This is a genomic window from Rhizobium sp. GR12, from assembly GCF_036596185.1.
In the GTDB taxonomy this organism is placed as follows: domain Bacteria; phylum Pseudomonadota; class Alphaproteobacteria; order Rhizobiales; family Rhizobiaceae; genus Agrobacterium; species Agrobacterium nepotum.
On record NZ_JASXTH010000009.1, the window covers coordinates 146,089 to 167,452 of the forward strand.

Here is a 21,364-nt window from a genome sequence, read left to right on the forward strand (position 1 = left end):
CTAATGCGCCTGATCCCCAAAGAAATCGAGACCCTCTGGACGCTTTTCACAGCTCCCGTCATCTGGGCTTTGCATTTCCTGACATGCTACGTTCTTGCCGCCGTCTTTTGCGCAAAGGCCGCGCCCTTTTCCTTCGGAACAATGCGTCTTATCCTTGCAGGGATAACGCTCGCCGCCCTTGCCGGCATCGCTCTTTCAGCCTTCCTCGCCTGGCGGCAATGGGGCTTTGGCTCCGATGACCCGCCGCATGGTGCGGCGACGCGCAGAGACCGGCTGCTCTTCCAGGGTTTTGCCACGCTGCTTCTCTGCGGCCTCAGCTTTGTCGCCGTGTTCTTCGTCGCCATTCCGCTCGTTTTCATGGAGACCTGCCAGCCATGAAGACTATTTGCCTTACAGCAGGCCTCGCTCTTCTCGCCCTCATCGCGATCCTTCTCGTGGCGAACGCCGGCAACGGCTCCTTCACCATTCACATGATCGTTCACATGGGAACGGTGGCATTCGCAGCCCCGCTCATCGCCTATGCCGTGGCCGGCGCTGCACAGGGGCCGGTGTTGCTGCTGGAGCGGGTAACACCAATGCCCGCTTCGTTGATCGAACTCGCCGTGGTCTGGTTCTGGCACGCGCCGGCGCTGCGCACGGCCGCCGATGCCAGTATTGCCCTTTCCCTCCTGGAACAAATCAGCTTTTTTGCCGCCGGCTTTCTACTCTGGTTCGCCTGCCTTCAACCGAAGGAAGGACGCCTCGCAGGCGCGATCGGCCTCCTGTTCACCTTCATGCACATGACCCTGCTCGGCGTACTGCTTGCGCTCGCCCCGCGCCCGCTCTATGGCGAAGGTGAGGTGACCTGTTTCGGCATTCCTCTTTCAGCCGCAGCCGACCAGCAATTGGGCGGCGTGTTCATGCTGGTGGCCGGCGCGTTCTCTTATCTCATCGGCGGCGTCATCCTTATCTCGGGTCTTTTGCGCGAGGATCGCCGCATCCCGGTGGAGAAACCGCGATGGTGATCGGCTGGAAACATATAGCCGGCCTGATCGTCGCCGGCGGGCTTGGTGCTCTTCTCCTTGCCTGGAGCGGCATCATCGGTGTCGGCGCGAGTACCGGCCATTGGAAAGCGACAGACTGGTTCTTGCACTGGGCCATGCGTTCCTCGGTGCGCACGGCGGCGCTGGGCACGACCATACCCCCGTTCACAAAGGGCATGTTACCGATGGCGGCCCGTCATTTCGAACAGGGCTGCGCCCTCTGCCACGGCTCTCCCGGCACGCCGCCGCCCGCCAGCGTTCGCAACATGCTGCCCGTGCCCCCTGAATTGAAAGACAGGATTCCAACATGGACCGACGCCGAACTTTTCCAGATCGTGCAGCACGGAATACGTTTTACCGGCATGCCGGCATGGCCGGTTGCGGAGCGCGACGACGAGACGTGGGCCATGGTGTCTTTCCTCCGGCGCTACCCGGAAATGACGGCTCGGGACTACCGCGCGCTTGCCGGATACACGGCAACGCGCTCGAAAAGGATCGAGCGGCTGATCGAGACCTGCAACGGCTGCCATGCCCCGGAGCGCCTTGAAGCCGACAGTCTCGTTCCCCGGCTTACCGGCCAGTCGCTCACCTATATGCAACAGGCCCTTACCGCCTTTGCAAACAATACCCGCCCTAGCGGTATCATGGCTGTGGCGACGGAAGGATTGAGCGAGGAAGAACGGAAAACCCTTGCCGCCGTCTTTGCCGGGCAAGCCGCATCCGGCGCGATGCAGACAGTGGATCAGTCGCTAAGAACACGGGGCGAAAGACTTGCCGAATTCGGGGATCCGGAAAGAAACCTTCCAGCCTGCCTGAACTGTCACGAGAAGGCCGATGGCAATCCCGTCATTCCACGCCTCTCAGGCCAGCCCAGCGCCTATCTCGCCAATCAGCTTCGCCTCTTCAGCGACAAGCGGCGCGGCGGCGGTCCATTCCACATCATGATGACACGCGCGGTCGAACATCTGAAGGAAGAGGACATCGACCCGCTGGCGACCTATTTCATGACCCGCCAGCCGACCGGGCCGTGAGTTTTCGACGGGCGAACAACCAGGCATGTCAGGCGGCCATCTTCCGGCAGCTTTCCGCGCATTTCGCACACGCGTCGACACACTCTCTCATATCGCCGAGCGCTTCGCAGTCGTTGGCGCATTCCTCACATATTTCAGCGCATTCCCGGCAGACATGTTTGTGATGCCGGGAGCCGATCAGCATAAAATGGGCCGCCGTCTGACATATGGAGACGCAGGACATCATCAGCCTGAAGTGTTTCGGCTCGACATGCCTGCCGCCCTTTTCGAGGCAATGGTTCATCGCGGTTGAGAGGCATGTGGCGTAACACGCCAGGCAATCGTCGATGCAGGCCTGCTGGTCTGGGGAGATGTGTCGCATGGTATTTCTCCTCGGTCTTGGATGTTTGTGAACCCGCCTAACCGCAGCGGCAATGTTTCGTTCCTGCTCCCGATATCTCCGGCTGTGATGCCCTTGGAGAGCCGCAAGCACCGGTACGGCGCGCCGACATGCCGTGTCTGGAATTGAAGACCGGGAAACTTAATAGTCGATCACGGGTGCTGGATCGGGTATTCTCCTTTCAGGAGGTGCCTGAATGCGCGAGACGACAGAAGCGAGGTGCCTGCGCCACCTGCGGGATGGACAGGGCCGGATAGATCGCCAACAGGAAGTCATCACGCGGTTGCGGGCGGCACGGTGCGACACGGCGCTGGCCGAAAGGCTTTTGCAAAATTTTCGCGACATGCAGAAGCTGAGCGAAGAGCATCTTCGCTCCGTCCAGACAAATGCGCTCCTCGCAGCTCGCCTATTGTTTCCGGAGGGCGGGCCAGAGGACGAAGCGAAAAAGAAGCCCTCAATTGCGGAAAATCGGCTGACGGCGCTCCTGCAACATCTGGACGACCGCAGCTTCCGCCGTCCGCCGAAACACGTCGGACTAAAAACCATGATCATCGCACGCGACGCCGGGCTCATCGAACTGGGGACGGATCTGCGTCTGCCAGTCGCGAAGTTGACGGCCGCCGGGAGAGCGAGGGGCTGAGCGCCAGGTACAGCGGTTATCGCCGCGACCTCACAATGCGCGCTGACGTCGGATCACGCTTTTTGCAGCAGTTTCGTTTCCAGCGTCCGGAAGAAGTCGTTCCAGTCAGCCGGTTTCGAAAGAACGGTATGTGCAACGAGTTCCGGGAAATCCCGCGTGGAATGTCCTGAAAGGAAGAAGAACGGTATGTGCTTCTCGACAAGACGCGGCACCAGCGCAAGCGTCGTCCCTCCGTCCAGTTGGACATCCAGAACGGCGCAATTTGGCTGGCGCTGCTCAATCCGCTCCATCGCCTCTTCGACCGTCGGCACCGGCCCGATCACGTCGTAGCCGCTTTTTGTCAGCCTGCGGGAAATCTCCGAGGCAAGCAGCCACTCATCCTCCACGACGAGGACGTGTTTTCTGTCAGTCATCGATCGCTACTCCGTAATTGGAATGCGAATTAGCACCGTTAAACCCTCCGGGCTGAAATTGGTTTCAAACTCGCCTTTGAGACGATAGCTGACCTCGCCCTCAAGCAGCTTCAGCCCGAACCCCATCCGAACCGGCTCGCGAACGGTCGGCCCGTCGGTTTCGCGCCAGGAAATGTGCAACATTCCCTCATCTGCCCGGCAGTCCACCTGCACTCTGCCGTCTTTTTGCGAAAAAGCTCCGTATTTGGCGGCATTGGTGGCCAGTTCGTGCAGGACCATGCCTATCGGGAGTACATACTGGGATTTGAGAGGAATATCGTTGCCGCCGATGCTGAAACACTGTTCGCCGAACGGGTTCAGTTCCTGCCGGATCAGGGCGTGCAGCGACGTCTCCGTCCAGCTCTGCTGCGACAGCACACCGTAAGCGCGGGCCATGGCATTCAGCCGGCCGGTGAACGCCTTGTAGAAGGCTTCCGGCGTCTGTGCGCTTTCGAGTGTGCGATGGGCAATGGCGATGGCGATGGCCAACATGTTCTTGACGCGGTGATTAAGCTCGGCGTTCAGGACCTGCTGGTGTTTTTCGGCCTCTGTCAGCCTCGTCACATCGACCATGGTGACCACGACGCCGTCGACCCTGTTGCCGCTGCGGCGATACGGGATCAGCCTTACGAGGTAGCTTTTGCCTTCCTTGTCCTGCGCAAGATGATGATCGAGCGGCTCTCCCGTCTCGAAAACGCCCGTGATGTGATCCTTGAGCTCGGGGTAGTCGAGCTGGCTCGCAAGCTCCGTCAGCGGTCGGCCGACATCCGCAGGCCTCAGGTTGAAGAAGGACGCAGCTGCGGGTGTGAAGGTGCGGATCACCAGGTTCCGGTCAAGGAATATCGTCGCGATCCGCGTGCTTTCAAACAGGTTGCGCAAATCGGCGTTGGCACGGTCAAGTTCCTCGACCTTGCTGTGCAGTTCCGCGTTTATCGTATTCAGTTCCTCGTTGAGGGACTGGGTCTCCTCTTTCGAAGCCTCAAGCTCCTCATTGCTCGATTGAACCTCCTCGTTGACCGAGACCAACTCCTCATTGGAAGATTTCAGTTCCTCCAGCGCGGTCTCGTATTCCTCGATGGTCGATTGCAGCTTGTCCTTCGTCGCCCGAAGATCCGCCTCGATTTCGGCGTTCAGCTTCTCGGTCGCGGGGCGTATGAATGCGGGTTGCGGTGCGGCCTGGGGAGAAAATACGACGAGAAACAATGGCTCGGGGCTGACACCCTCACGCAGGGGCTCAACGGTGACCGTGACGACTTGGGTCTGATCCTCGTCGCGTTCAACGGTCAGATTACCGCGCACGGCCGTACGTTTATTCTCCACCGCTTCCCGCAGGGCCGATCTCAGGTCGAGACGCAGACCGCGGCGCGCAACGGTCATCAATTGCCGGCTGGGCATGCCGGCAGCGGCTTCCAGAAAACGTCCGGTTCCCGCCGAATAGTGCAGGATGTCGCCATCAGCCGTGATGATCACATGCGCCGGCGCATAACGTTCCAGGATTTGCCACTCCGCCACCTGCTTGAGCGCTGCCGCCATGTCCCTCGTGCCGCTCCCTCTGACATCCTGCAGTGGGAACGAACGGTCCTGTCCGGTCAGGCTCGGCAGGCGTGGCATCTGCGACGGCGTCTCGCGTGCCTGGAATATCCTGAACTTCTTGTCTACCGGCGAGAACAGATGTCCGTGAACGCCTATGCTTTCCGACGTTCCAAGGAACAGGAACCCACCGGGTTTCAGGGAATAATGGAACGTCGGAATAACCTGCTTTTGAAGCTCGGGCCCGAAATAGATCAAAAGGTTGCGGCAGGAAACCATGTCCATGCGTGAGAACGGCGGGTCGTGGATCAGGTTATGCGGAGAAAAGATACACAGCTCGCGGACCTCGGCATCGAGGACGTAGCTTGCGCCGTCCAGCCGGAAGAACCTTCGGCGGCGTTCCTCGCTGACGCCATCCAGCAGATGCCCGGGATAACGCGCCTGCCTCGCCACCCCAAGCGCGGGTTCGTCGATGTCAGTCGCAAAGATCTGGACTTTCGGATGCACTGACACATTGTCCATATGTTCCCGCACAAGGATCGCGAGTGAGAAAACCTCTTCGCCCGTTGCACATCCGGGCACCCAGATCCGCACGGCATCCTTGGCTCCTTTACCTTCGAATAGCTTCGGAACGATCTTCTCCGCAAGCAATCGGAAGGCGTCGGGATCACGGAAGAAATTGGTGACGTTGATCAGCAGATCGCGGAAAAGGCTGATGACCTCGTTCTCGTTTTTCCTGAGCTCGTCGATATATTTCGACATCGACGCCAGCTGATGGACCTGCATGCGCCGGCGCACGCGCCGGAAGAAGGTCTTGGTCTTGTAGCCTGAGAAATCATGACCCCTGTGGCTCGACAGGATGGCGCAGATCTCCATTCGTGCGGCGTCGAGCGCCGCATCCTCGTCGTCGCCGTCATCCTGCGCAGGCCCGTCCAGCATGTCGAAGCTGCGGGCGAAACTCACGAGCCTCTCGCCCATCTTCTCAACCGGAAGGCAGATGTCGATCATCCCGCTGGAGATCGCGCTTTGCGGCATATCGGAATGTCTGGGCCCCGAGCCATCGGCGGTTTGCGCAAGCGTCAGACCGCCCGCCTCCTTGATCGCCTTGGCGCCAAGGGTTCCATCACCGTCTCCGCCGGATAACACGATGCCGATGGAAAACTCTCCCTGATCCTCTGCGAGGGAAGCAAAGAAGACGTCTATCGGTTTGCGCTCGCGTTCGCCGGCCTTTGGCTCTTTCATCCTGAGGATGCCGCCTTCGATCGTCAGAATGACGTTCTCCGGCATCACATAGATGTGGTTCACCTCAACCCGGCAGCCCTCTTCAGCAACTTGGACCGGCAATTCGGTATAGCGCGCGATGACCTCGTGCAAAAGGCTTTGGCGCGCGGGGCTCAAATGGGTGACGATAACGAAAGCAAGGCCGCAATCGACCGGGAGGCCGCGAAACAGGCCTTCAAACGCCGGTATGCCGCCAGCAGACGCACCAACGCCGACGATGGGAAAACGCGCACTGTCGGCCATGGTGGAGTCCTCATTTTTTTTAATATCCTAGTGCATAATCAAGCACGGCGTAACCCGGCTTGCCATTTGAAGCGTCTAAATCCCACCGCAAAATATGCCCCTATTATGTGGCTCCTCCGCATTTTGCCACCAATCCGGCAGGCGCTTTCCGCCGGGATGCGGGACAGCCGTGACCTTCCCGCGACCGGTAAATCTGCCGAATATCGTCAATCGCCTCCTCCGCGCTTGTGATGCTGACTTTCCTGATTTTTACCCCGCACCATCTGACGATCATCTTTATCCGTCACCTCCACACCGTCATCGCGAAGATTATCCGTACCCAGATGAACCTCCCGCACCTGTTTGGATCGCTTCAACTCCTCCTCGGCGTTGAAATCGTCGCCTGCATTACCGGTGTTTTCGCGTTTTTCGATGATGCGCAGCTGTTGTTCGTGGGTCTTTCGGCCGGCCATGGTCGTGCCTCCTTTTACTTGTTTTACTTGTTCGTACGCCCGGTCTGACCGGGATTGATGCCTCCCTGCGGCGTGACGTCATTCGCGACATCGCCCTCGAATGTGTTGTCTCCCAACAGGTCCTCTTCCTCATCGAGATTTTTCTTGGTTTCGGTGGCGCCCTTGGAAGTACCGATTCCGGGATTTTTCCGCAGATCCCTGTCGGTGGGTTTGCGTGTCTTCGGATGTTTGCTGGTCATCGAGATCCTCCTTTCGATGCGGTGATGTTCCCCAATCCGCAGCAGCCCTTTTGCGTTCACGAACTACGCGCGGCGGCAGAAGTTCCGGAACGAATCGGCCCGCCTGGAGTTTGGAAATGACAGGCTGCGGCATCGGGCTGCGTCCGGCGCCGCAGCATCACTCCAGCCACGAAAGAGGAGATGATCATGGCGAAGGGAGACAGAAAACACTTCGGAAAAGGAACGCAGGGAAAAGGTTCCGGTGCAGGTGCAATGACCGAGCTGGACAAAGAGGCGGTTGGAGAAAATCAGGTGCTTTCGAACCGAGACAAGAAGCAGCACTCGAAAGAACGCGGCCAGGACGGCAACGCCATCAAGACGGAGCAGGAACAGGACCACTCCGCCAACCGGCAACCTTAAAAAAAGATGAACCTGACTTCATTCCCTGCATTGAAAAACTCCTCCGGTTGACAAGGGCTGGAGCGCGCAGGCGCTGACCAATCCCATACTGCAAGGCTCGCCACGCGAGAACAACTGCACGGGTTGCCAAAGAGGGCGATTTGACATGACCAATACAGCAGACATCCTGATTGAAACTCTGATTGCCTGGGACGTGGAGGTCATCTTCGGCCTTCCCGGCGATGGCATCAATGGCATCATGGAAGCGCTGCGGACGCGACAGGACCGTATCCGGTTCGTTCAGGTGCGCCACGAGGAATCCGCGGCGTTCATGGCAAGCGCCTATGCGAAATGGACGGGCAAGCTTGGAGTTTGCCTCGCGACCTCCGGCCCGGGCGGCACGCATTTGCTGACCGGTCTTTACGACGCCAAACTCGATCAGGCTCCGGTTCTCGCAATCACCGGCATGCAGTTCCATGACCTGATCGAGACCTTTACACAGCAGGATGTCGATCTCACGCGGGTATTCAACGATGTCTCCGTGTTCAACGTACAGGTGGCCGACGCCGCTCATATGGAAAACGTCGCAAGCCTTGCATGCCGCTCGGCGCTCGCGGCGCGAGGTGTCGCTCACATCTCTATCGCCAGCGACGTTCAGGAAATGACGAAGGACGACAGCGAACGCTCGCGTCGAAACCGCGAAGGTCACGCACCGACCCGGTGGTTTAATGGCAGCCAACTGCCTGACGAAGCTGAACTCGAAAAAGCCGCCGCGATTTTGAAGGAAGCCTCGAATGTCGCTATTCTGGTCGGACGCGGCGCCCTGCACGCGAGGGCTGAGCTTGAAAAGACCGCCGACCTGCTTGGCGCTCCGGTCGCAAAAGCCCTGCTGGGCAAAGCGGTCCTGTCGGACGATCATCCCTATACGACCGGCGGTATCGGCATCCTTGGAACGCTTCCTTCACAGCAAATCATGGAACAATGCGACGCGCTGCTGATTGTCGGTTCGACGTTTCCTTATATCGAATATTACCCAAAGCCGGGTCAGGCGCGATGCGTGCAGATCGATCGTGATGCGCAGCGCATCGGCTTACGTTGTCCTGTTGAAGCGGGTCTCGTCGGCGACGCCGCTGTCTCTCTTAACCTTCTCAATCAGAAACTGGAGCGAAAGCCGGATCGTTCGTTTCTCGACCGCGCCCGACAGGGCATGGTCCGCTGGCGCAAAATGATGAGGCAAGCCGAGGCAAGAGACGACGTGCCTCTGAAACCCCAGCGGATCGTCAAGGCTTTTGGGGACCGCATGCCGGACAATGCAATCCTCACCACCGATTCCGGCCAAAATACCGAGCTGGCGGCCCGTCACATCGACATGAAGCCCACTCAGGCGTTTGCCGTATCGGGCTCGCTCGCTTCCATGGCGTGCGGCCTGCCCTATGCCATCGCGGCCGGCATCGCATTCCCCGGCCGTCCCGTCCTTGCTGTCGTCGGCGATGGCGGTTTCGCCATGCAACTCGGCGAGTTCTCGACCGCCGTTCGGCACAGGATTCCGCTGAAAATGCTGGTCATCAAGAACGGGATGCTCAACCAGATCGCATGGGAGCAGATGATGTTTCTCGGCAATCCGCAATTTGCCTGCGAACTTCAACCCATCGATTTTACGCTTGCCGCCAAAGCCCTCGGCGGTATCGGCTATCGCATCTCCCGGCCCGAAGAGATCGACGGCGTACTGGACGCCGCATTCGCGGATGAAGGGCCTGTGATCATCGAAGCGGTTGTCGACGCTTACGAACCGATGATGCCGCCCAGGATGCCGGAAGACTATCGCAGGAACATGAAAAAGGCGTTGAACGAGACTCCAGGGCGTGCGCAGATCGAGGCCAATCTTGCGCAGCAGCCGCTGAAGACGATGATGGCGGAACCGGAATAAGAAGCTGCGGCGTGCGTCAACCAGCCCCAACAAGGAGCGGAATTGCCTCTCCCCTGGTTGTTCGCCCCTCTGCCCTTATCCTCCGGTTTCGCTGTGCGGGGAGGCAACGGGCTTGGATTCCGGCGACCGCCTGAAGCGCAGGAAAATGGAAAGAATTACCAGAACCGCGGTCGAAAGAAACTCCGATTGCCAGTTCTGGAAGGACTCGAACCAGAATTCGACACTTCCAAGGTGGGTGAACACCGTCGCCACAGGCTCGCCATGCAGGCGCGCCTCCACAGCTGCGGCATTGGCGCTGTATCTGAGATGCAGAAGAAAGCTCGCAATAAAGAGAGCGAAAAGGGCGAGACCGAGGGAATAGGAATAAATCACACGGATGACGCCGCCGGTTTTGACCGCCCATGGAACGTGACGCTCGTGCTTTCTCCGCTCCGGGTCCTCGTCCTGCGGCGCTTGCTCGTCCGGATCTTTCGATTCGGCAGAGCCCCTCTGAAACAGGAACGCCGTCAGCACCACATAGGCCGACATCTGTAGAAATTCGCTCTCCCAGTTCTCGAACAGCGCCGAGAGGAAATGGCCGCTGGTCGCGTAGGACAGGAACGTCAGCGGTGTATCGTGATGTTGCGCGAGTTCGTCATTGTGAACGACCCAGCCCGTAGCGAACATGCCGCCGATGGTAAGCAGGGAGGCAAGGAGCAGGACAATCGACAACCCATTATCGCGAAGCAGTTTCATAATTCGACCTCGTTTGAATACAAAACCCGCCGGATAAACGAAGTGTCGCCAGTATCGGTTGCGTTCGTTACTCCCTGCCGAGGGGAGCGGACGCCTTGCCTAATTTCAGCGAAGGCTCCCGGCCCCAGAGGCGCAACTTGCCGAGTTCGGAAACGAAGGCCGCCGGTCCTTCTTTACCCGGCAGGGGGAGAACGCCTTCATCCATGGCCTCCGCAACGCCGGCCTTTTCCAGCAACGGCAGCGCCGACTGATCGTAGCCGATGAACTTGCAGTGCTGGAATGCGTCGGCGACGAAGTCCCGGGCAGTCGCTTCCTTAACCAGATCGTCGATAGCCGTCGTCGATGTCAGCAATGCCACCGCATCGAACAGAACCGAGGGGCCGCCATCGATCATGTGGTGAGCCTCGATGAAAGCGCCGTCCGAAGCGGTAACACCCCCGACCTTCGGTGCGATCAGCTCGAAGACGGCCTTCTCAGCGGTAACGGCCTCCGTCAGCCCCTGCAGCAGCTTTGCATCGACGCCATCGGTGACAAGAATGCCAAGCTTGCGCCCCTCGAAGCGCTGGGGGCCACGTTCTATGATGCTCAACGCCGGCGACGGCTCCAGATCCTGGCGGGTCGGCACAGCAGCATCCGCCGGTTTCGGCATCGTCTGCAGGCCCAACTTCTGCGCGACGGTCGTGGCGAGCCCTTCGTCAATATTCAGGAGGTGCGAAACCATCCTTTCGCGAATAACCCGTGTTTCGACCTTGCTGAGTTCGAAGGTAAGGGCCGACGCGATATGGCGTTGTTCGGGCAGCGTCTGGCTGATGTAGAACTGCCGGGCCTGACTGTAGTGGTCGGCGAAACTTTCCGGCCGTAACCTCGCCTTACTCCCCTCCTCGTCAGCGGGGAAATGCTGGAAACCGTGCGCCGGCGATTCTCTTGGCCCCTCCCCGAACGAGTTCGGTTGATAATTGGCCCGGCCCGTCGGGTTGCGCATCGCCATATGGCCGTCCTGCTGGAAATGCGCGAAAGGACACTTCGGAGCATTGACCGGCAGATGTGTGAAGTTCGGGCTGCCCAGCCGTTTCAACTGTGTATCCAGATAGGAGAAATTTCTGCCTTGCAGCAGCGGGTCATTGCTGAAATCTATACCCGGCGGAACGTTTTGCGTCATGAACGCCACCTGCTCGGTCTCGGCAAAGAAGTTCTCGGGCATACGATCAAGAACAAGCCTGCCGACCGGTTGCGGAGGCAATATTTCCTCCGGGATAATTTTGGTCGGGTCGAGGATGTCGAAGTCGAAGCTGTCGGCAAACTCCTGATCGAAAAGCTGGACCTGAAGCTCCCATTCAGGGAAATTGCCTGACTGGATCGCGGTCCACAGATCGCGCCGGTGGAAATCGGGATCGGCGCCATTGATCTTGACAGCCTCGTTCCACGCCACGGATTGAAGACCCAGCTTCGGTTTCCAGTGAAATTTCACGAATGTCGACTGATCTTTCGCATTGACGAAACGGAAGGTGTGCACGCCGAAGCCTTCCATGAACCGGAACGAGCGCGGAATGGTGCGATCAGACATGATCCACATGACCATGTGCATGCTTTCAGGCGTGAGGCTGATGAAGTCCCAGAACGTGTCATGCGCGGTTTGCGCCTGGGGAAAAGCGCGATCAGGCTCCTGTTTGGCGGCATGGATGAGGTCAGGAAACTTGATTGCATCCTGAATGAAGAATACCGGAATATTGTTGCCGACGAGATCCCAATTACCCTCCTGCGTGTATAGCTTGACGGCGAAGCCCCGCACGTCCCGGGCCAGATCCGCCGATCCCTTGTTGCCGGCGACGGTCGAGAACCGGACGAAGGCCGGAGTTTTTTCGCCTGCACGCTGGAACAGGTCCGCCTTGGTATAGGCCGCAAGGGATTCATATGTCTCGAAATAACCATGCGCGCCATAACCTCGGGCATGGACAACGCGCTCAGGAATTCGCTCGTGATCGAAGTGAAAAAGCTTCTCGCGGAAATGGAAATCGTCCATGATCAGGGGGCCGCGGGGGCCGACCCGGAGAGAATTCTGATCGTCGGCGACCGGCCCGCCCTGAGCGGTGGTCAATATGGCTCCCTCGCCCTGGGCGGTTTGATGCAGTTCGCCACCTGCACCACGATCGAGCTTCTGATCGTGGATAGTGGCAGGGGCGTTTTTTCCGACAGATGAGGTGGACGCTGTTTTCCTAGCCATTTTAGATCCCAAAAAAGAGTGAGCAAGGGGTCGAGGAAGCCACGACCCCGGCTGAACAAAGCGGTCTTCCGTCAAACGGAGGAATGGCGATAGCGGTTCCGCTCCCTTTCGACATCTTCCGGCGCATAGGGCCTCTGCGTCTCATCAAAGCGTGTCCAGCCCTCTTCGCTGTAAGCTGCGCGACGCTCCACCGGATCGATCCAGCGGGATCGCTTGAGGATGCTTTCCGCCTCCGGCACGAAGCTCTCCTCAACCCTTGCCGTGACGAGCGAGCCTCCCCTGCGAACGCCTTCCGCATAGACGTTGGCGTCGTCTTCGGAAATGCCCGAACGGGTCATCGCTCCGATAAGGCCACCGGCAGCGCCACCCGCCACGGCTCCGCCCGCTGCACCAACAGCCGTTGCGGCAAGCCAGCCGGCGGCCACAACCGGCCCGACGCCGGGGATCGCCATCACGCCGAGGCCGGTCAGCAGACCGCCGGCGCCGCCGACAACAGCGCCTATTCCCGCGCCGGCGCCTGCTCCTTCAGCCGCTTTCGAGCCCTCTACGTAGCGGCCGTCGGCATTGCTGGATACGATGCTGATATCGCGTGACGGTACGCCGGCCGCCTCGAGTTCGCTGACAGCCGTTTTTGCGTCGGCGTAGTCGTCAAAAAGTCCGGTTACGGTTCTCATGTCATTCCTCCCAAAAAGTCCTTCGCGCCTTACCTGGCGACGATGTTGCCCTGGTAATCGAGCGCGATGGCCATGGCTTTGCCGTCCTTCATGCCCGATGCCATCCACACGCCTTTGTCGTCTTTCCTCAGGTCCTTGACCTGCGTGTACCCGGCAGCTTCGATGCGCTCCTTAGCCTGGGCCTCAGTGAAGCTGTTGGCGCCCTCCACCGGAGCGGTGGGATTTTTGCTGTCAGGCGTGGTAACAGCCGGCGTGTTTCCGCTGGGATTGGTCGCCGGAGCCTGCTGGGCTACGGCCGACACCGTGCTGGCCCCGAAGAGCATCACAACTAGAATGGTCGTTTTCATCCGGTTTTCCTCCGCTTGGCATTCCGGTCTCGATCCGTCTGGTCCAATCGACCTTTCCATCTCCGGGGTTCCCCTCCTCCAGACGGGAACCCGTTCTCAGACAGACATCAACGGTCATTCTTGTGACTTTGCTGCCCGGCCTTCACATGCTGTTCATGTGTGCCGCCCTGCTTGTTATCGTCCCTGGCCGAGGAACGGCGGGTGTCGTTGCCACCCTTGTTGTTGCTGCTTTTGGTCTGTTGACCAGCCTTGCCCTGGTCGTGTGATCCACCTTGATTTGGCATGTCTCTCCTCCTTGATGTGACGATACTGAAAGGTCCGGATTCGGACGCCCTCCGAACTCCGCGACATCGGCCAAGTTCCCAAAATAATTGAAGTCACGGGAAATATTGCTTCGTCCGACGAGAAGTGGCGCAAACCGGCTCGCGGCGGAAATGCCGTTACGCCTTGCTTCCCGGATACTGGGCATTTTTCAAAAGAGCAGCCAGATGGACGGTATTGCGTACGAGCATGCCGATCATGGTCTCCACCGCCTCAGGTGGTTCATCGAGGTCGATGAAATCCTTCGAGCCCATCGCTTCTCCGACCCAGTAGGCAACCGCGTTGGCCGGAATGGTGAAGCCGACATCGTTCAGTGCCTGAAAAAGCTCTGCCGATACATGGTGGGCGCCGTCCTCATTGCCCACAACGGCAACGGCTGCGACCTTGCCATAGGAAACCATTCGCTCCTGATCGTCGGTCTCGCCGAGAAACGCATCCATGCGCTCCAGCACCCTTTTACACACGCTCGAAGGCTGACCGAGCCATATCGGCGTTCCAAACAGGAGAATATCGGCCTCGAGGATTTTTCTCCTGATGGCGGGCCACGCGTCGCCCTCACCTTCATCGGAGGAGACGCCGGGTTTGATGTTATGGTCGGCAAGCCTGATCGTCTCTGTTCGAATGTCATGACCGGCGAGTTCCCGAATGATCAACTGCAACAGTTTTTCCGTCGAAGAACCATCGACTGACGTCGACGGCTTGAGCGTTGCGTTTAAAGCAATGGCTGTGAGCGACATGATAGCTCCTTCCGCTGGCTGGGCCGATGGACGTTTCAGGCTGCCGTCTCCTCTGGCGAGGCATCGGGTCTAACGCCGGGAAAGCAGACGAGCCACGGTGTGATGGGGAGGAGGCTTGTCGCTTTCCTGCCCATTGTCCTTTTCAAGACGCGCGCGGATTTCCTCGATTTCCTCCGCCGTGAGGTGCTCGATTCCGATAAAATCTCCGCGTGCCTGCTCCACCGCCCTCAGCAACTCGTCCAGCTTTGCTTCCATTGCGGCGGAGTCCCTGTTCTGCGAATTCTGCACGAGGAAGATCATCAGGAATGTGACGATGGTCGTGCCCGTGTTGATGACCAGTTGCCAGACCTCTGAAAAGCCAAATAACGGACCACTGATCCCCCAGACGAGAACTGTTCCCAGCGCCACCACGAATGCGATCGGGGAGCCTGAGAAAGAAGCGATACCGCCTGCGAGGCGAGTGAACAGCCTATTCATGAAGCGCTCTATACCTTGCGGTCTTGCACTGCCGCACACACACCGTGTTCGGTTTCGGTGAGACTAACAAAGAAAGCCGGTGATTGTTCCAGGGTGCGGTGGGACGAGAAGCAGTCCAGGTCGCCTCGCCGGAACCTCATGTGGATTGAGACATTTACCATCGTAAGCTGAAAACAAAACTATGGGAGGTCCCAATGGATTGGAATCGTGTCGAAGGTAACTGGAAGCAGATGAAGGGTAACGTCAAGGAACAGTGGGGCAAGCTCACCGACGACGACCTCGACGTCATCAACGGCAAGCGCGAGCAGTTGGAAGGCAAGCTTCAGGAGCGCTACGGTTACGAGAAGGACAGAGCCCGCAAGGACGTCGACGACTGGTACGGTCGTCAGACATGGTAATGGGAAACCCGCTTCGGCGGGTTTTTCTTCGCCTCGTCGTTCGGGTTGGCGGCCACAGCTATGAGGCAGCGGCCAGAACGAGGGCGATCACGAGCAGCAAGGGACCCATCCACTTGAAGTGACGGACCACCGGCGGCTGGCTCATCTGGTTTTTTGACAGGCGCAGATAACCAAACCCCACCAGCGTCATCCACAAGCCGGCAAAAAACATGATGATTTCATCAATATAGGCTGCAATCATGGCTCCCCCCTTCGAAAGACGTTGCGACGACTCTGAATAGCAGAACCGGGGATGAAGTTCACGCCTCCACGCCCGGCATCAGAGGATGCCGGGTGCATCGTTACGAACTGCGCAGGGCTCAAGCCATCTGGACCAGATGGCCGGGCGAGACCATTGTGTAGTTCCGCTCCGGTACTTGATAACCTATCGGCCGTATCGGGCTTTTCAGTTCGTCGTTGGATATGCTCCGCTTTATCCCGCGCCTTGCCGGATCAGGCACCGGCACCGCCGCCATCAGCTTCTTCGTATAGGCATGTTGCGGATTGTCGAAGACGGCCACACGCGGGCCGATCTCGACGATCTCACCGAGATACATTACCGCGACGCGATGGCTGACGCGCTCCACCACCGCCATGTCGTGGGAGATGAACAGGAAGGCCAGATTGAGACTCTGTTGCAGGTCGAGCAGCAGGTTGCAGACCTGCGCCTTGATCGACACATCGAGCGCCGACACGCTTTCATCTGCAACGATGACCTTCGGATCGAGGGCAAGCGCACGGGCGATTGCGATGCGCTGGCGCTGGCCGCCCGAGAATTCATGGGGGTAGCGGCTGGCCATGTCGGCAGCCAGACCAACCTTCTCCAGAAGATCGGCCGTCTTATCCTTTGCCTGCCTTGCGGTACCCAGCTGGTGTTTGATGAAGGGCTCGGAAATCGCGGTCCCCACCGTCATACGCGGATTGAGCGAAGAGAACGGATCCTGAAAGATCATCTGCACGGACTTGCGCATATTGCGCAGACCAACGGTATCAAGCCGCATCACATCGTAACCGTCGAGCGACACCTCGCCGGCCGTCGGCTCCACAAGGCGCATGATCGAGCGGCCGGTGGTCGATTTTCCGCAGCCGGACTCGCCGACAAGTGCCAGCGTTTCCCCCTGGAACAGATCGAAGGAGACGTTTTCAACGGCATGAACAGCACCCGTCTGGCGCGCCCACAGGCCAGAGCGGATGGGAAAACGGGTCACAAGGTTCTTGACCGACAGAACCGGCGTCTGTCCGCTCGCCACCGTTTCGGCCACTTCCACCGGCTCGGTCGACAGGCCGGTTTTCATGTCGAGGACCGGAAAACGCGTCGGCCATCGCCGATCACGCATCGAGCCGAGCTTTGGCACCGCCGAAAGCAGCGCCCGCGTATAGGGATGTTTACCGCGCTGGAATATATCCTCTGTCGGTCCGGTCTCAACCTCGTCACCCCGGAACATGACGATCGTGCGGTCGGCGATCTCAGCCACCACGCCCATGTCATGGGTAATGAAGAGGACCGACATGCCCTCCTCCTCCTGAAGCAGCTTGATCAGATCAAGAATCTGGCCCTGAATGGTGACGTCGAGCGCAGTTGTCGGTTCATCGGCGATCAGCAGTTTCGGCCGGGAGGCGAGCGCCATGGCAATCATCACGCGCTGACGCATGCCGCCGGAAAACTGATGCGGATATTCATCGAAGCGGCCCGACGCGTTGGGAATGCGGACCTTTTCCAGCAGGCGAACCGTCTCCGCCCTCGCCTGCTGCCTTGAAAGGCCCTTGTGCCGAACGAGAACCTCGGAAATCTGACGGCCGATCGTGAAGATCGGGTTGAGAGACGTCATCGGTTCCTGAAAGATCATCGAGACGTCGTTGCCACGCACGCCCCGCATTTCCTTTTCGGAAAGCGCCAGAAGATTGCGGCCGTTCAGCAGAATTTCACCTTCGATCCGGCTGGAAGCGGGGTTAAGCAGGCGCATGATAGACAGCGAGGTGACGGACTTGCCCGAGCCGGACTCGCCGACAATGGCAACGGTTTCGCCGGGAGCAACATCGAAGGAGACGTTACGGACGACGCTTTTCCACTCGTCATCGACAAGAAAAGAGGTGGTCAGGTTTCTAACCGATAGGACAGGTGTCGTATTCATGGCTCTATCGTCCCACAGCATAGGCCTGCATCAGCCGGGGTGTTGCGGCGGCCCGCAGCAGGCCATCGGCATCCCGTCGTGCGGCGGTCAGACGCCCCACTGTCCACGCATCGGCAACCGTGACCTTGTGCCCGCGACGGCGAAGCTCCTGTAACGTGACGTCTCCGACGGTGCTTTCCACCATGATCTCGCCCGGCGAGCTGGTGCGCGGGTAAAACGAGCCCGGAAAATGCGAGGTGTGGAACAGCGGCATGTCGATGGACGCCTGGAGGTTCTTGCCGTGATGGGCGTAGCGCAGGAAGAAAGGAAGTTGCCACTGATCCTGCTGGTCGCCGCCGGGCGTGCCGAACACCATGGAAGGGCGTCCCTGATGCAATGCGAGGGACGGCGTCAGCGTGGTGCGTGGGCGTTTTCCCGGCGCAAGTGAAGTCGGCAGACCTTCCTTCAGCCAGAACATCTGGGCGCGGGAATTGAGCGCAAAACCGAGGCCCGGCACGATTGGCGAGGATTGCAGCCAGCCGCCTGATGGCGTGGTGGAAACCATGTTGCCCCAGCGATCGATGACATCGATATGTACGGTGTCGCCGCGTTTCTCCGTCAGATGCGACATGGTCGGTTCGTAAACGGTACCCTTGCCGCTCATCTCGGCCAGCATGGCCATGGTGGCATCCACCTGCTTTTCGTAACCCGGCACGGTGCCGGGACGCAGATCAAGCGATGCCTCGCAGCCGATCAGTTTACGACGCCCGACATTGTAGCCTTCGGAGAGAAGATACTCCGTCGGAATCTGGCCGAACTCCGGATCGCCGTAATAGACCTCACGGTCAGCAAAGGCGAGTTTCATGGCTTCGACAATGGTGTGGATGAAATCGGGACCGGACGGATCCATGGCCGCGAGATCGAAGCCTTTCAGCAAAGCGAGCGACTGCAACAGAACCGGACCCTGCCCCCAGGCGGGTGTCTTCGCAATCGTCCAGTCATGATAATCGAGCGTCTGCGGCGCTTCGACGGTCGCATGCCAGTCCGCCATATCCTGCGCCGTCAGCACGCCTTTGTGCTTGGTGCCGCTTGCATCCATGACTTCGGCGGTCCTGACGTAAGTGTCGATAGCTTCCGCTACGAAACCTCGGTAGAAGGCGTCGCGCGCCGCTTCGATCTGGTTTTCGCGACCGGAGCGGGCTTCGGCTTCCTTGATGATCCGCTTGTAGGTTTCCGCAAGAAACGGGTTTCTGAAAAGGGCATGGGGCTCGGGTGCGGCACCGCCCGGCAGCCAGGTCTCATGGGAGGTCGGCCATTCCTTTTCAAAGAAATCCGCCAGCCCTTTGATAGTGGCGGAAACGCGCGGCAGCGTCGGGTGCCCGTATTCGGCGTAGTAGATGGCGGGCTCCAGCACCTCGCGAACGCTCATCGTGCCATAGTCGCGCAGCATCAGCATCCAGCCGTCGAAGGCTCCGGGAATGACGGTTGCGAGCAGACCATCGCCGGGGATCAGCTTCAGCCCCTCCGAAGTGTAGTGCTCGATCGTGGCACCGCTCGGAGCAGGACCCTGCGCGCAGATGACTTCGACCTTGTCCTTCTTCTTCGAATAAAAGACCGCAGGCATGTCACCGCCCGGGCCGCAGAGATGCGGTTCGACGATCTGCAAAACGAAGCCCGTGGCGACAGCAGCATCGAAGGCGTTGCCTCCCTTTTCTAGGATCGCCATGCCCACGGCCGAGGCGATCCAGTGCGTCGAGGTGACGACGCCGAATGTGCCGAGGATTTCGGGGCGTGTGGTAAATTCGGTCATTCAGTCAGTTCCTTATGAGAAATCATGCTTCGCGCGGATCGAGCGCGTCACGCAGGCCGTCGCCCAGGAGATTGAAGCCTATGACGACGAGGAAAATTGCAATGCCGGGCCACATCGTCATCCATGGCGCCTGGCTCAGAAAGTTCTTTGCGGTGTTCAGCATGGAACCCCATGACGGCGCCGGCGCCTGCTGGCCAAGGCCGAGGAAGGAAAGGCTCGCTTCCGCGATAATGGCGGTCGCAACCGTCAGCGTTGCCTGCACGATGATGGGAGCAAAGACATTCGGCAGGATGTAACGGGTCATGATGTCGATGTGGTTGAGGCCGATCGACCTTGCACCTTCGACATAATCCTCCATTTTGACCGCCAGCACCTGACCACGGGTCAGCCGCACGAAAATCGGCATGGCGGAGAGGCCAATGGCGATCATCGCGTTGGTAAGGCTCGGGCCGAGGAAGGCCGCAAGGGCAATTGCCATGATAAGGAATGGCATGGCCAGCAAGGCTTCGGTGATGCGGGATATGACCATATCAACCCAGCCGCCGAAGTAACCGGCGATCAGGCCGAAGGGCACGCCGATGACCACCGCGATCATCACGGAGACGACGCCCGCCATCAGCGAGGCGCGCGCGCCGTATATCATGCGCGAAAGAATGTCGCGGCCGAGGTCATCGGTGCCGAGCCAGTGGGCGGCGGACGGCGCCTTGCGGATGGCCGACCAGCTGGTCGCAATCGGGTCCGCGATCGGCAAGATCGGTGCTGCAACGGCAAGAATTGTGAAGAACAGCACGATAACCAGACCGACCATCGCCGATTTGTTGCGCTTCATTTTCTTCCAGGCGCGGCTTTCCTGCCTCAGCACCGGTACGGACAGGTTTTGATCGAGAGCGGTCATGATATCGGGCCTCAGATCGTCGCCCTGAGGCGAGGGTTAAGCAGGACGTAGGCGATGTCGGCCAGAAGGTTCATGAGGATGAAGCCGACCGCAGTGCAAAGGACGATGCCCTGTACGACAGCGTAATCGCGGGTGAAGACCGCATCGACGGTCATCTTGCCGAAGCCGGGGATCGTGAATATCTGCTCCGTCAGAACTGCGCCCGCCAGCAGTTCCCCGAAGAGCAATGCCAACAGCGTGATGATAGGCAGAAGCGCGTTGCGAAAGCTGTGCGACAGGATGATCTCGCGCGGCGAGAGGCCCTTGGCGCGCGCGGTGCGGATATAGTCGGAATTCAGCACCGCGATCATTGCCGACCTTGTGTGGCGCATCAGCGTTGCCGCAAGCGCATTGCCGAGTACGAAGGCGGGCATGATCATCGTTTCGATGGAGCGAACGGGGTCGACAAAGATCGATTCATAACCGGATGCGGGCAGCCAGCCGAGTTTGACCGAAACCAGCAGGATCAGCATGATGCCGAGCCAGAAATTCGGGATCGACAGGCCCGAAAGCGCCACGATATTGGCCGTGTAATCAATCCACGTATTCTTCTTGACGGCGGCCAGAATGCCGATCGGTATGCCGATGACCATCGCGAAGAACATCGCCATCACAGCCAGCTGGATGGTGACCGGCAGCTTCTGGCCGATCAGTTCCAGCACCGGCTGGTTCGTGCGCAGCGAAATACCGAAATCACCGGTCACCACGCCGCCCAGCCAGTTGATGTACTGGAGGGGCACCGGGTCGTTCAGCCGATATTTCTCACGCAGGAATTCTATCGTCGCCGGATCGCGCTCCTCACCCGCCATGGCGAGGATCGGATCGCCCGGCAACAGTTTCTGCAGCGAGAAGACGAAGATGGAGATGATCAAAAGGGTCGGGATAGCGACCAGCAGTCGCTTGCCGATGTAGACAGGCATGGCATTGCCCCCGTTCGTACACGTTCTGGAGGGCCGCACGGCAAGCCGTGCGGCGGATTTGAAGCG

Annotated in this window: 24 protein-coding genes; 7 read left to right on the forward strand and 17 right to left on the reverse strand. The window is 59.3% G+C overall.

Translation table 11 applies throughout. From position 1 onward, the window contains the following. The first annotated feature begins 3 nt into the window (after positions 1-3). Genes QSK43_RS17135 through QSK43_RS17145 form a run of 3 tightly spaced genes read left to right on the forward strand, consistent with a single transcriptional unit; the run spans position 4 to position 2,053 of the window. Positions 4-378 (forward strand): hypothetical protein, encoded by a 375-nt coding sequence (locus QSK43_RS17135; RefSeq protein ID WP_332304451.1) that lies wholly within the window; start codon positions 4-6, stop codon positions 376-378. Then, entirely contained in the window at positions 375-1,004 is a 630-nt protein-coding gene (locus QSK43_RS17140) for a cytochrome c oxidase assembly protein (RefSeq protein WP_332304452.1), read from the forward strand. The genes QSK43_RS17135 and QSK43_RS17140 overlap by 4 nt, the downstream gene beginning before the upstream one ends. Beyond that, positions 998-2,053, forward strand: coding sequence for a c-type cytochrome (locus QSK43_RS17145; protein ID WP_332304453.1), 1,056 nt, complete (start codon positions 998-1,000; stop codon positions 2,051-2,053). The genes QSK43_RS17140 and QSK43_RS17145 overlap by 7 nt, the downstream gene beginning before the upstream one ends. A gap of 28 nt (positions 2,054-2,081) precedes the next feature. Here the strand turns inward: QSK43_RS17145 and QSK43_RS17150 are convergent, their stop codons facing one another. Further along, entirely contained in the window at positions 2,082-2,414 is a 333-nt protein-coding gene (locus QSK43_RS17150; RefSeq protein ID WP_332304454.1) for a four-helix bundle copper-binding protein, read from the reverse strand. A 214-nt stretch (positions 2,415-2,628) separates the two neighbouring features. Here QSK43_RS17150 and QSK43_RS17155 point away from each other — a divergent pair, with 214 nt between their 5' ends. Next, entirely contained in the window at positions 2,629-3,072 is a 444-nt protein-coding gene (locus QSK43_RS17155) for a hypothetical protein (RefSeq protein ID WP_121692368.1), read from the forward strand. A gap of 53 nt (positions 3,073-3,125) precedes the next feature. On the opposite strand, the gene QSK43_RS17160 is transcribed toward QSK43_RS17155, so the two are convergent. The 4 genes from QSK43_RS17160 to QSK43_RS17175 form a co-directional block, all read right to left on the reverse strand. Continuing rightward, positions 3,126-3,485: a response regulator gene (locus QSK43_RS17160; protein WP_332304455.1), complete on the reverse strand. Its 360-nt coding sequence runs from the start codon at positions 3,483-3,485 to the stop codon at positions 3,126-3,128. A 6-nt stretch (positions 3,486-3,491) separates the two neighbouring features. Further along, positions 3,492-6,578: a CheR family methyltransferase gene (locus QSK43_RS17165; RefSeq protein WP_332304456.1), complete on the reverse strand. Its 3,087-nt coding sequence runs from the start codon at positions 6,576-6,578 to the stop codon at positions 3,492-3,494. Positions 6,579-6,784: 206 nt separating this feature from the next. Next, on the reverse strand, positions 6,785-7,030 hold the full coding sequence (locus QSK43_RS17170; protein ID WP_332304457.1) for a hypothetical protein: 246 nt from the start codon (positions 7,028-7,030) through the stop codon (positions 6,785-6,787). A gap of 23 nt (positions 7,031-7,053) precedes the next feature. After that, the gene (locus QSK43_RS17175; RefSeq protein WP_332304458.1) at positions 7,054-7,269 is read right to left on the reverse strand and encodes a hypothetical protein; all 216 of its coding nucleotides are present in this window, start codon (positions 7,267-7,269) and stop codon (positions 7,054-7,056) included. 186 nt (positions 7,270-7,455) lie between these two features. Here QSK43_RS17175 and QSK43_RS17180 point away from each other — a divergent pair, with 186 nt between their 5' ends. Further along, a complete protein-coding gene (locus QSK43_RS17180; protein WP_332304459.1) occupies positions 7,456-7,668 on the forward strand; it encodes a hypothetical protein in 213 nt (70 codons plus the stop codon). A 145-nt stretch (positions 7,669-7,813) separates the two neighbouring features. Next, positions 7,814-9,574, forward strand: a complete 1,761-nt coding sequence (locus QSK43_RS17185) for a thiamine pyrophosphate-dependent enzyme (protein ID WP_332304460.1) — start codon at positions 7,814-7,816, stop codon at positions 9,572-9,574. Between the two features lie 75 nt (positions 9,575-9,649). Here QSK43_RS17185 and QSK43_RS17190 read toward each other — a convergent pair whose 3' ends face one another. From QSK43_RS17190 to QSK43_RS17220, 7 genes are all read right to left on the reverse strand, one after another. Continuing rightward, positions 9,650-10,309 (reverse strand): DUF6766 family protein, encoded by a 660-nt coding sequence (locus tag QSK43_RS17190; RefSeq protein WP_332304461.1) that lies wholly within the window; start codon positions 10,307-10,309, stop codon positions 9,650-9,652. Positions 10,310-10,376: 67 nt separating this feature from the next. Beyond that, positions 10,377-12,530, reverse strand: coding sequence for a catalase C (catE, locus tag QSK43_RS17195; RefSeq protein ID WP_332304462.1), 2,154 nt, complete (start codon positions 12,528-12,530; stop codon positions 10,377-10,379). Positions 12,531-12,601: 71 nt separating this feature from the next. Next, a complete protein-coding gene (locus QSK43_RS17200; protein ID WP_332304463.1) occupies positions 12,602-13,204 on the reverse strand; it encodes a general stress protein in 603 nt (200 codons plus the stop codon). A gap of 29 nt (positions 13,205-13,233) precedes the next feature. Next, positions 13,234-13,551, reverse strand: a complete 318-nt coding sequence (locus QSK43_RS17205) for a PepSY domain-containing protein (protein ID WP_332304464.1) — start codon at positions 13,549-13,551, stop codon at positions 13,234-13,236. A gap of 107 nt (positions 13,552-13,658) precedes the next feature. Further along, positions 13,659-13,835 carry a hypothetical protein gene (locus QSK43_RS17210; protein WP_332304465.1) on the reverse strand — a complete coding sequence of 59 codons (177 nt, stop codon included), beginning with the start codon at positions 13,833-13,835 and terminating at the stop codon, positions 13,659-13,661. Positions 13,836-13,991: 156 nt separating this feature from the next. Further along, complete coding sequence (locus QSK43_RS17215; RefSeq protein ID WP_332304466.1) at positions 13,992-14,609, reverse strand: flavodoxin family protein; 618 nt, start codon at positions 14,607-14,609, stop codon at positions 13,992-13,994. A gap of 69 nt (positions 14,610-14,678) precedes the next feature. After that, a complete protein-coding gene (locus QSK43_RS17220) occupies positions 14,679-15,086 on the reverse strand; it encodes a low affinity iron permease family protein (protein WP_332304467.1) in 408 nt (135 codons plus the stop codon). Positions 15,087-15,280: 194 nt separating this feature from the next. On the opposite strand from QSK43_RS17220, the gene QSK43_RS17225 reads away from it, so the two are divergent. Continuing rightward, the gene (locus tag QSK43_RS17225; protein ID WP_332304468.1) at positions 15,281-15,484 is read left to right on the forward strand and encodes a CsbD family protein; all 204 of its coding nucleotides are present in this window, start codon (positions 15,281-15,283) and stop codon (positions 15,482-15,484) included. A 58-nt stretch (positions 15,485-15,542) separates the two neighbouring features. Here the strand turns inward: QSK43_RS17225 and QSK43_RS17230 are convergent, their stop codons facing one another. From QSK43_RS17230 to QSK43_RS17250, 5 genes are all read right to left on the reverse strand, one after another. Beyond that, a complete protein-coding gene (locus QSK43_RS17230; RefSeq protein WP_332304469.1) occupies positions 15,543-15,725 on the reverse strand; it encodes a hypothetical protein in 183 nt (60 codons plus the stop codon). A gap of 118 nt (positions 15,726-15,843) precedes the next feature. Beyond that, positions 15,844-17,655, reverse strand: a complete 1,812-nt coding sequence (locus QSK43_RS17235; protein ID WP_332304470.1) for an ABC transporter ATP-binding protein — start codon at positions 17,653-17,655, stop codon at positions 15,844-15,846. A gap of 4 nt (positions 17,656-17,659) precedes the next feature. Then, entirely contained in the window at positions 17,660-19,444 is a 1,785-nt protein-coding gene (locus QSK43_RS17240) for a gamma-glutamyltransferase family protein (RefSeq protein WP_332304471.1), read from the reverse strand. 22 nt (positions 19,445-19,466) lie between these two features. Then, entirely contained in the window at positions 19,467-20,339 is an 873-nt protein-coding gene (locus tag QSK43_RS17245) for an ABC transporter permease (protein ID WP_332304472.1), read from the reverse strand. A gap of 11 nt (positions 20,340-20,350) precedes the next feature. Then, positions 20,351-21,298, reverse strand: a complete 948-nt coding sequence (locus QSK43_RS17250) for an ABC transporter permease (RefSeq protein ID WP_332304473.1) — start codon at positions 21,296-21,298, stop codon at positions 20,351-20,353. Positions 21,299-21,364: the final 66 nt, after the last annotated feature.